This is a genomic window from Tissierella praeacuta (assembly GCF_040396155.1).
Lineage (GTDB): Bacteria > Bacillota > Clostridia > Tissierellales > Tissierellaceae > Tissierella > Tissierella praeacuta_A.
Window position 1 is genome coordinate 1 of sequence record NZ_JBEBOY010000067.1, and the last position, 10,730, is coordinate 10,730.

Consider the following 10,730-nt stretch of genomic DNA (forward strand, 5'->3'; position numbering starts at 1 on the left):
AAGATTTTTTCTGGTTAGTTTTACCATGTAATTAGTTTATTGCAATTTATATATTATTACATTATAAATAAATATAAGATTAAGATCAAACTAAAAGGACTGGGTTCTATTTAATATAGAACTCAATCCTTATTAGTCGTCTAGTTTAATATGTCAAATTTTTTGGAGGGCAAATTAAATCTAGGATCTTTCTTTTTTCTTCATTAATGCCATTTTTACTTTTTCAGGCGTTATAGGTAAATCCCTTATTCTAACTCCTACTGCATTAAATACAGCATCAGCAATGGCAGGAGAAGCTGAATTTGTAACAACTTCTCCAATAGACTTTGCTCCAAATGGACCTGTAGCATCATATCCATCTGCAAAATCCACAATTATATTATTAATATCCATTCTACATGGTATCTTATACTGCATTAAATTGTTGGTTATAAGCTTACCTGATTTTGTTTCCTTTACTTCTTCAAATAACGCCATTCCTATTCCTTGTACTATTCCTCCCTCTGCCTGTATTCTAGCAAGTTTAGGATTAATTACAGTTCCACAGTCTATAACTGATACAAAGTTTATCAAATTTACTTTTCCAGTTTCAATATCAACCTCTACTTCAGCAAGTCCTGATAAGAAAGGAGGTGCCACATCTGTAGTATCAAAGGAATCTGTAGCAGTTAATTGAACATGAGGCGCTTTATATATCAACTTATTACTTAAATCCCTTAATGATATTTCCTTACTTCCATCTTTATTCTTAAAATAAACTCCATCAAATTCTATCTCTGATGAATCTATTTCCAAAATTCTAGCAGCTTCTTCCTCTATCATAGTTCTGATTTTCAAAGCTGCATTTTTTACTGCATTTCCAGTAAAATAAGTAGTTCCCGAAGCATATGCTCCCACATCAAAAGGAGTAAGCTCAGTATCTGCAGAAAATACTGATATATTATCAACAGATATTCCCAAAGCCTCTGCAGCTATTTGTTTTAAAATAGTATCACTTCCAGTACCTATATCTGATGCGCCTGTTAATAAAGTAAATTTTCCTCCATCATCAAGTTTTATAGTAGCAGAAGCAGTATCAACTCCAGGAATTCCTGAACCTTGCATAGAAATAGACATTCCTACTCCCCTTATTATTGTAGGCGACATTTCCCTTCTAGGAAATTTATTATCCCAATCTATGAGTTCTTTTCCTCTTTTAACACAATATTCAAGTTCACAGCTATTCATAATAATAGGATCTTCTCCTGCTCCAACAGTAGTTATATTAAATATCTCTGAGGTTTCTCCTTTTTTTATCATATTTTTTTCCCTAAGTTTAGAAGGATCCATACTCAATTTATAAGCCAACTCATTTACTGCTGATTCTAGGGCAAATGTACCTTGTGTTACACCATAACCTCTAAATGCACCTCCTGGTGTATGATTGGTATATACTGCCTTTCCAGTAAACCTCGATGCATCCGTTTTATTATATAAAGGTAAAGTTTTATATCCTGATGAACCTAATACAGTACTGCCATGTTCTCCATACGCTCCAGTATCTGATACGACTTTCATATCTATGGCTTTAATATTCCCATCTTTATCAGAGCCAATAGTCACTCCTATTTTCATTGCATGTCTTGAAGAGGTAGATTCAAAGGTCTCTCTCCTATTATAAATTATTTTTGATGGCTTACCTGTTTTATATGTTACTAATGCAGGATAAAATTCTGTCTGAGCATTTTGCTTTCCACCAAATCCTCCTCCGATTCTAGGTTTAATGACTCTTACCTTATTTACTGGAATTCCTAAAGACTTAGCAACATGTCTTCTAACATGGAAGGGAATTTGAGTTGATGATACTACAACAAGAGTTCCATATTGATCCATATATGAATATGATCTATATGTTTCCATCATAGTATGTGCTGTAGCTTGTGTAGAATATTCCTCACTTACAACTACATCACATTCTTTCAATGTTTCCTCAACATTACCAACTCCAAAATTATATACTGCTGCAATATTTTTTTCTGGATTAAATCCATTATCCATATTTGTAAAACATCTATTTCTAAAATGTATTTTGCTTTCACTTTCTTCTGCTTTCATCATATCCAAAACCGGTTCGTATACTTCATATTGAACCTTTATTAGCTTCATAGCCTTAAGAGCTGTTTCTTCTGTATCAGCAGCAATTATTGCAACTTCATCTCCAATATATCTTACATATTCATCTAAAATGTATTTATCATAAGTTGATGGCTCTGGATATGATTGCCCCGCTCTTGTAAATAAATGCTTGGGCGCATCCTCATGAGTAAAAATACATTCAACTCCTGGAATTTTCTTTGCATTTTCAGTATTTATACTTTTTATTCTAGCAAATGCATAGGGACTCCTAAGTATTTTAATTATAAGACAGTCCTTAAATGCAAGATCATCAGTATATACAGGTTTACCTGTAACTAATCCCATCCCATCTACTTTTGAAATTCCCTTTCCTATGGCATTTCCACTCATTCCTTCACCCCCATATATTTCATAATCCCTCTAAGCTGCCCTACATATCCTGTACATCTACATAAATTTCCAGTTAGATATTGAGATATATCCTTTTTAGTAGGATTCTTAAGTTCTTTTTTCATTGCAATAACAGTCAAAATAAGTCCTGGACTACAATATCCGCACTGCTCTGCTCCTTCAGCAACTAAAAATTCTCCGACCTTTTTCTCTTCATCGGAAATTCCTTCAATTGTAGTTATATGTTTGTTCTCGGCTCTAACTGCGAAATATGAACAAGATAAGACTGGTTTTCCATCTATTAATATACTACATACACCACAACAACCTGTATCACAGGCTCTCTTTACACTAAGATAGCCATAACGTCTTAACAATTCAGAAAGATATTCATCTGGTTTAACATCTAAAGATTTTTTATGTCCGTTTATATATAAATTTACAATCATCTCTGCACCCCCAACAATGCCCTTTTAACAAGTATTTTAGAAGTTTCTTTTCTATATTCACCTGTTCCTCTATTATTGGTCCCAAAATGAATTTCCTCCGAAGCCAATTCTCCAGCCTTAGTTGCTGTATCTTCATTAACTTCAACACTATTTATATACTCCATAGCTCTATATGCTAATGTTGCCACTCTAGGCCTAGCTCCAATTGATATTCTATATTTTCCATTTATTCTGCTAGCACCTACACTTAATATAGCATAATCAACTGCTGAATTTCTTAGGGTCTCAAAAGCAGCTACTTCAACATTTTTTTTAATGATTATTTTTTCCAAAATATCTTTTCTACGATTTTCTTCTTTAAGATATTCCTCTAAGGATATTCTTCCTCCTTTATATAGATAAATATCTGCATTTAATGCTAATAAAGCCGTAATAGGATCTGAAAATCCATATTTTGAATAAACTGTTGCACCTATTGTAGCTATACTTCTAAGCTGAACTCCAATTATATGCTTAACAGAATCCTCGATTATATCTCCAAAATTACCCTTTAGTATCTCTGAAGTTTCATAATCCCTTAAGCTAGTCATTCCTCCAATTTCAACTTCTTCCTCCAACTCATTTATATAATTAATCCCGGCTTGTGATAAATCTATAGCCAGACCAATTCTCCTGTTTCCCATTCTTAAAAAGCATCCTCCGCCAATTAATCTAGCAGACTTCTTAGAAATCAATGTGGAATATGCTTCATCTACGTCTTTAGGTAAGATATAGTCTCCAAATGTTATCATTTTAATCACCATTCCTCTTGTTAATACTAGAACCAAGTTTACTCAGTTTTGCACCATAATTGCTTCTTAGTGCATTAAATCTAATTAATTCGTCTACATAATACTCTGAATTATACATTACCACTTTTCCATCAATAGCATATTTAATTACATCAGCTCTAAGTAATGGAGAATTTATATCTAAATTCAATATTTCAGATAGTTCCTTAGTAACTAATTCAGGAATTAATTCCATATGATCGTGGCTAAACTCAAAATTAGTATTTTTTTCGATAAAATCAAACATTGACTGTCCAAAAAGTTCCTCAGAAAATTCCAACTCTTTCAATATTTTCTTAGGTAATCTATTTATACAATATACAGCCTGCTTTCCATCTGCAAAAAATACTTTTCTTACAATAAGTATTTCTTCTCCAATTTGTACATTTAAAATCTTTGCAGTTTTTTCATCAGCTCTATCCCATCTATGAGAAAGTACATCTACTTCCAAATCATATCCGCAATCTTTTAAGAAACTTCCTAGCTCTCCAGTATAATCAATATTCTCAGAGAGCTTCCTTGCAAATGTAGTAATCATCGTATTACTTCCTTGACTTTTATATATCAACCCTTCATTTTCCAATACCTTTAGGGCCTCCCTAATAGTCAATCTTGAAATCCCCATGTTCTTTGCTATATCATTTTCAGAAGGCAACTTTTGATTATCTCCATTCTCCATATTTAAAATATATTCCCTAAGATATTCTATTGCCTGTTGAGCTACAGTCTGTTTGTTGATTTTATTCATATCTCCAATACTCATACTTATTCTTCCTTCCATAAATACTTTGAACAATATTATTTTAACATTGGTAATATAATAAATATATCAATATAATTTAATTTTCTTGTTGAGCAGTACAATCTAGTTCGTCTTTAGGCAATATCAAGTTTAATATTATAGCTGTTAGTGTTGAAATCACAACTGAAGAACTTCCAAATACAGTCCCTACCCATGCTGGAAATCCATCTAAGGCACTAGGAACAGATGTAACACCTACTCCTAAGGCAACTGCCAATCCTACTACAGCTGTATTCCTTGGAGTCAATTCAGAAGAAGATATCATTTTTATTCCAGTCATTGTGATCATTGCAAATACAGAAATTGTAGCACCTCCTATAACTGCTTGAGGTATAGTTGTAAGAACAGATGCAAACTTAGGTATCAGTCCTGCTATTAGGAAAACAATTGCTGCAAAAACAAATACCATTTTATTTACAACACGATTAACAGTTACAATTCCGACATTTTGGCTATAAGTTGCTGTAGGCAACCCTCCAAAGAAGGCACCTATAACACTAGTTATACCATTTGCTTTAATTCCGCCAGATAACTCTTTATCAGTTGGCTCTCTATCTAGCCCTCCAATAGTTGTAGATGATAAGTCTCCTATTGCCTGAACTGCATTTACAATATATATTATAATCATAGAAATAATGGAACTAATTTCAAATTCAATTCCAAAATGCATAGGAGCAACTATCTTAAACCAACCTGATTCTGAAACCGCATCAAAGGTTATCATACCAGTCATGAAGGACATAATATATCCCACTATCATTCCTATTAATATGGCTGCTAATTTCGTAAATCCTTTCGTAAAATATGTAAGAAAAACAACTACTCCAAATGTGATCATAGCAATCATCCAATTTTCTGGAGAACCAAAATTAGGACTTCCTGCACCACCAGCCATATATCTAACTGCGACAGGATAAAGTGATAGCCCTATTGTAAATATTACAGTTCCTGTTACTATAGGCGGAAAAAACTTTCTAAGCTGCTTTATATATATTCCTACTATAAAAGCAGCTATTCCCCCGGCTATCTGGGCACCAAAGATTGCTGCTATACCAAACTGTCCTCCTATTGCAAGTATAGTAGGTACATAAGCAAAGCTGGTACCAATAATCACAGGCAGTCCAGATCCTATACCTCCTATTGGAAATAATTGTACCATAGTTGCAAGAGCTGTTATAATAAGTGAAATCTGAACTAACATTGTCCTATCGGATGAATCTAAACCAGTCACACTTGCTACCAATAATGCTGGAGTAACTACACCTACAATTGCAGCTACAACATGCTGAAATCCTAAAGGTATGACTTCCTTAATCCTTGGCATCCCTTCCATCTCAAAAATTGCACTTGGCATTTCTGCTGAATTCTCTTTCATCATAAACACATCCCCATTCCCTTAATTTTTTATAATACTCTTGTCAACATATAAGTTTATCAACTTATCAGATAAGTTTAAAGATAGTTTATATTACAACACTTTATTTTTAATTGTATAAACCTTACAAATTTTCAATAATATAGGGGTAAAGTAATAATATATCAATATAGAATTGATAAAATTTATACAAAAATAAATTTTTATTATATTGATATAATCATATTGTAAATCATTGCTATCTCAGTTGTAAAATTTATACAAAATGAGATATAAAGACTTTTGATTTCAAAATAAAAAAGTCTTAAATCCCTTATTTCCTAGAGATTTTAAAACTTTTATTTATAGCTTGTACTAAATTAATATCATCAAATTAATTTTATAACTTAATTTACAATTCTTCCAAAATAATATTTAAAGTGATTCAGGAAAGAACCATTAAAATATCTATAATTATGTAGAGCTTATAATACATTACTTCTATCATAAACAATAAAAATCCCTAAGTCAAAGACTTAGGGACGTATTTTCCAAGGTTTGTATATTATATTTATCATATTAGTTTCCTCATCTATGAATATCCTTGAATCTACATCATACAATTCTTTTATTAATCCTTCCGTTATAACTTCCCTTGGTGTACCATATCTAACTATTCTTCCTTCTTTCATAGCATATACCTTATCACAATATAAAGCCGCTATATTTAAATCATGAATAGCAGATATAATTGTAATATTAAGAGATTTTGCTATGGACATAAATTGCAGTTGATATTTTATATCTAAATGATTTGTAGGTTCATCTAGAATTAAGCATTTAGTCCTTTGAACTAATGCCCTTGCCAAAATTATTCTCTGTTTTTCTCCACCTGACAAACTATTGTAATTTCTATTTATGAAATCCTCCATGCCTACTTTTCTTAGAGAATCTAAGGCAATTTCATAGTCCTCATTATTATCCCTTTCCAGAAACTTTTTATGAGGGGACCTGCCTATTAAAACCATATCCAATACTGAAAAATCAAAATCTTGGTCATTGTGTTGGGAAACCACTGCGATTTCCCTTGCAGTTTCCTTTAATGGAAATTCATCTATATTCTTATCATTTATTAGTATAGCTCCTCTTTTAGGTTTTAATACACGATAAAAGGTTCTAAGTAAAGTACTTTTACCACATCCATTAGGCCCAATTATCCCAACAAATTCCTCATTATTAATATGCATATCTAAATCCTTTAATATTTGTTTTCCCCCTAGAAATACATCTAATCCTTTAGAGTTAAGTTTCATTATCCCTTACCTCCAAAACCATATGTTTTATTAATAATTAAATAAATAAATGTTGGAGCACCTATCATAGCTATAATTATACCTATTGGTATCTCGCTGCCTGGTACTATTATTCTAGACAAAACATCAGCCCATATTAAAAATATTGACCCTATTAATGCAGTAATTAAAATATTTTTTTTATGATCTGTACCAAATAATATTCTAACAATATGAGGAATAATAAGACCTACAAACCCTATAATGCCTGAGGAATATACTATTAGTCCTATAATCAAAGATATAGTAAGTAAATATATAAGACGATATTTATGCAGATCTTTTCCTAATGTAATAGAAACTTCATCTCCAAGAAGCATTAGATTTAATGTTCTATATTGAGTAATGAAAAAAACAGTAGTAAGTATAACTATAGGTAATACAAATTTTACATTTTCCCATTTAGCTCCTGCAAGACTTCCCATTAACCAATAGCTAATACTTCTTATGCCTTCCTTATTTTTAGAAAAATATATTATAAAACTAGAAAAAGCAGAACATAATGTATTAAGTGACATGCCAGATAATAACAGTTTTGTGGAATTTGCCCTTCCATTGACATTAGCCATAATCATTACAAGTATAGATACGGTAAAGGCACCTATAAAAGCACATATGCCAACATAATTAGGTCCTAGAGAAATCCCTATTCCTAACATAATAGCTAGAGTCGCACCTAAGGCTCCACCAGATGATATACCTAAAATATAAGGGTCTGCCAATGGATTTTTGACTATAGCTTGCATTACTATTCCAGATATAGCTAATCCCATACCAGTGCAGGCAGCTAATATAATTCTAGGAAGCCTTATAAACCATATAATATCTATTATGGCATTACTAGGAAGTTCATTTTGGTTTCCTATGGAGAATATCTTAAAATTTATAATCTTATATATATCTTTTATGGAAATATGAACTGAACCCATGGTTATAGATAATAGTACAGAAAATATTAGCACTATAAAAAGTATAATAGATACACCTATATAAGCAGGAACTCCTTTAAATAATCCTTGTTTAATTTCTTTATCGAAATCTTTTTTCATATATAATTACTCATTTCCATACTTTTTTCCTCCTGCTAATTCAAAAAACAACCCTCTAACTAGATAGTAATTGGGTTGTTCTATAAACAAATAATTTTAACCTACCCACTTTATCTTCCGTAAAGCCGTAGTAATGAAAAATAGGTAGGTATTCTGACTTAAGCACTAACATTTTTTCGACCTTCCCAGTCTCCCAGTGGCATATCGAAAAAACTACACTATCACAGCGGCGGGACCGTGTGGGATTCATACCCATCTTCCCTTTTAATCTATAGATAAATAATCTGTAGAACCTATTTTAGAGTATTAAATTATAGTTATCATATTATCATGTGTGTCAGCTTATGTCAAATTTACAACTAAATCAGTAGCCTTAGGAAGTAAACTTCTTATAAATATTGTTTATATTGAAATTCAAGAAATGACTTCTAGTAAAAAATACTAATTTAAATGTAGATAAATACTTATTTGCTCTAATCCACTATGTATTATAATAACTTTTAATTATATTGTAAATCCAGATAAAAAACAAATTAAAATTTATACCTTTTAGTATTTCCAATTAATTCATATCATATTATATTTCACAAACTAAGTATATCAATCGGTCCATCTATCTAAATCTGAAGTAACCTTCATGTATGCTTTCTTATCATTGATATTTAACTCTAGATACAATATATCTTTAAATTCTTCAAATAATTCTTTTTCCTTATTGCCTAATAAATCGTAATGTTTCATAAGAATACCTGCTCCCATTCTTATAGCTTCTTGTGGCTTTAATTCTATATTGTTTTCAAAATATACATCTCCATATATTACAGAATTTGTAAGCTCTGGTGGAATATGAAATTTAAAATACAGTTGAATTGTTTCTTTTGATATATTTCTTATGCGTGTTACATACCTTAAATTGTTAAATTCATTATCAACTACTTTTTCTGGTGTAGTTGAATTAAAAAGCAGTTCACTTTCTTTCATTTCAATGGTAACATAATCTTTGTAATCAAATTCAGACAAATTTAGTTTTACTGATTCTTTTACTTCATCTACACTCATTATACTATCTAATTCTTTCCTTTTGTTTACATAATTTACTGTCAAAGTTGAAAATATCAAAATCAGTATAACTGATAAAAATACTATTTCTCTTTTATTATTTAATCTTATATCTTCCACATCTTTAATTCCTCTATAATACCTTAAATATTTCCTTTCATTTATAATCCAGTTTATGAAAAAAACAACTAAACCTAAGAAAATATATCTCATAATATTTTTAAATTGAAAAAAATACGATTTAGAAAACATTCTAAATAAAATATCTATAATTCCTCCAAAAATTATTGCTCTAGTTATAGTATATTTAAATATACTTCTTTTACGAATTATATCCCATCTTGCTATTTCCCGTTCGATCATTATTACCACCCATCTATATAAATAATTTAATATAAAATATATGCTAGATGTAAATATTCAACTAGCATATATTTTATTTCTTATAAGCTATTAATTAAATTAAAAAAGTAATTTAATCCTTAAAGCTTTCATAATATTTCCCTCTATTATATTTCCAATAATCATAGGCTATTTCTTTTAATTCTTTATAATCCATATAATTTGGAGCTTCCGATATTACAGCTGGATCACAATCATTGTATTCAGTAAAATTATATGCTTCCCCCACATATTCTAAGGTTCTTTCATTATAATAACTCATAAATAAATGTTTGTAGTAAAATCTACTTTCACTCTGTCCTATATCTTGCCATTCTCCATAATCCCATACCTGTAGCCAATGACAGAAATCTCTATATGAATACCATGTTTGTACTTCAACTTTTTTACTTTTATCTATATATTTCATATCTGAGGCAACAGATTTTAAAGCATCATAAATCTCTAACCCATATTCTACGTATGTTCCTATACGAGGAATTTTTTTAACTATTGTTATTGCTGTATATTTAAAAGATTCAAAATCAGTAAATTTTCTAAACTCTCCATCGAAACGTCCAGATTCTCCATATAATTTATCTGATATTTTGACGGTACCAACTCCAGGATCTTCATACATAGGCATTATATTATCTTGGTCTATTATATCTTGTTCCAATTCATCTGGAATAAATATTTGTTCTCTTAATATATGAGTATCTTCCAATGATTCTTTATTAATAGCATCTGCAAATACAGTAATATTCCCTGATAATATTATGATACATACTAATATTAATATCATCTGTTTTTTCAACATATTTTCCCCCTTTTTATTCTCATCTTGAAACTTTTTGTTTAATAAGTTCTAATCCCATCTTTTTGAATATCTTAAATATATAGTTTGCAACAAAGATTTTACATTTGAACACAAAGACGATTTATGACA

Annotated in this window: 9 protein-coding genes and 1 riboswitch; all 9 genes read right to left on the minus strand. The window is 30.5% G+C overall.

Going from position 1 to position 10,730, the window contains the following annotated elements:
* Positions 1-180: 180 nt before the first annotated feature.
* The 9 genes from ABWP20_RS17435 to ABWP20_RS17475 all read right to left on the minus strand — a co-directional run bounded on the left by ABWP20_RS17435 (position 181) and on the right by ABWP20_RS17475 (position 10,601).
* Positions 181-2,505 (minus strand): xanthine dehydrogenase family protein molybdopterin-binding subunit, encoded by a 2,325-nt coding sequence (locus ABWP20_RS17435; RefSeq protein ID WP_353097570.1) that lies wholly within the window; start codon positions 2,503-2,505, stop codon positions 181-183.
* Complete coding sequence (locus ABWP20_RS17440; RefSeq protein WP_353097572.1) at positions 2,502-2,954, minus strand: (2Fe-2S)-binding protein; 453 nt, start codon at positions 2,952-2,954, stop codon at positions 2,502-2,504. Before ABWP20_RS17440 ends, ABWP20_RS17435 begins: the two co-directional genes overlap by 4 nt.
* Positions 2,951-3,745 carry an FAD binding domain-containing protein gene (locus tag ABWP20_RS17445; RefSeq protein ID WP_353097573.1) on the minus strand — a complete coding sequence of 265 codons (795 nt, stop codon included), beginning with the start codon at positions 3,743-3,745 and terminating at the stop codon, positions 2,951-2,953. Before ABWP20_RS17445 ends, ABWP20_RS17440 begins: the two co-directional genes overlap by 4 nt.
* A 1-nt stretch (position 3,746) precedes the next feature.
* The gene (locus ABWP20_RS17450) at positions 3,747-4,547 is read right to left on the minus strand and encodes a GntR family transcriptional regulator (protein ID WP_353097574.1); all 801 of its coding nucleotides are present in this window, start codon (positions 4,545-4,547) and stop codon (positions 3,747-3,749) included.
* A gap of 76 nt (positions 4,548-4,623) precedes the next feature.
* Positions 4,624-5,964, minus strand: coding sequence for a uracil-xanthine permease family protein (locus ABWP20_RS17455; RefSeq protein WP_353097576.1), 1,341 nt, complete (start codon positions 5,962-5,964; stop codon positions 4,624-4,626).
* A 512-nt stretch (positions 5,965-6,476) separates the two neighbouring features.
* Entirely contained in the window at positions 6,477-7,253 is a 777-nt protein-coding gene (locus ABWP20_RS17460; RefSeq protein WP_353097577.1) for an ABC transporter ATP-binding protein, read from the minus strand.
* Positions 7,253-8,341 carry a FecCD family ABC transporter permease gene (locus tag ABWP20_RS17465; protein ID WP_353097579.1) on the minus strand — a complete coding sequence of 363 codons (1,089 nt, stop codon included), beginning with the start codon at positions 8,339-8,341 and terminating at the stop codon, positions 7,253-7,255. The genes ABWP20_RS17460 and ABWP20_RS17465 overlap by 1 nt, the downstream gene beginning before the upstream one ends.
* Positions 8,342-8,467: 126 nt before the next feature.
* Positions 8,468-8,653, minus strand: a riboswitch (cobalamin riboswitch).
* A 288-nt stretch (positions 8,654-8,941) separates the two neighbouring features.
* A complete protein-coding gene (locus ABWP20_RS17470) occupies positions 8,942-9,763 on the minus strand; it encodes a hypothetical protein (protein ID WP_353097580.1) in 822 nt (273 codons plus the stop codon).
* A 112-nt stretch (positions 9,764-9,875) separates the two neighbouring features.
* Positions 9,876-10,601, minus strand: coding sequence for a hypothetical protein (locus ABWP20_RS17475; protein ID WP_353097581.1), 726 nt, complete (start codon positions 10,599-10,601; stop codon positions 9,876-9,878).
* Positions 10,602-10,730 lie beyond the last annotated feature (129 nt).

What these genes read in the sequence shown, in the direction of transcription:
- ABWP20_RS17470 (WP_353097580.1), bottom strand. Translation starts at nt 9,763, where the DNA reads ATGATCGAACGGGAAATAGCAAGATGGGATATAATTCGTAAAAGAAGT.
- ABWP20_RS17445 (WP_353097573.1), bottom strand. Translation starts at nt 3,745, where the DNA reads ATGATAACATTTGGAGACTATATCTTACCTAAAGACGTAGATGAAGCA.
- ABWP20_RS17435 (WP_353097570.1), bottom strand. Translation starts at nt 2,505, where the DNA reads ATGAGTGGAAATGCCATAGGAAAGGGAATTTCAAAAGTAGATGGGATG.
- ABWP20_RS17450 (WP_353097574.1), bottom strand. Translation starts at nt 4,547, where the DNA reads ATGAGTATTGGAGATATGAATAAAATCAACAAACAGACTGTAGCTCAA.
- ABWP20_RS17440 (WP_353097572.1), bottom strand. Translation starts at nt 2,954, where the DNA reads ATGATTGTAAATTTATATATAAACGGACATAAAAAATCTTTAGATGTT.
- ABWP20_RS17475 (WP_353097581.1), bottom strand. Translation starts at nt 10,601, where the DNA reads ATGTTGAAAAAACAGATGATATTAATATTAGTATGTATCATAATATTA.
- ABWP20_RS17460 (WP_353097577.1), bottom strand. Translation starts at nt 7,253, where the DNA reads ATGAAACTTAACTCTAAAGGATTAGATGTATTTCTAGGGGGAAAACAA.
- ABWP20_RS17465 (WP_353097579.1), bottom strand. Translation starts at nt 8,341, where the DNA reads ATGAAAAAAGATTTCGATAAAGAAATTAAACAAGGATTATTTAAAGGA.
- ABWP20_RS17455 (WP_353097576.1), bottom strand. Translation starts at nt 5,964, where the DNA reads ATGATGAAAGAGAATTCAGCAGAAATGCCAAGTGCAATTTTTGAGATG.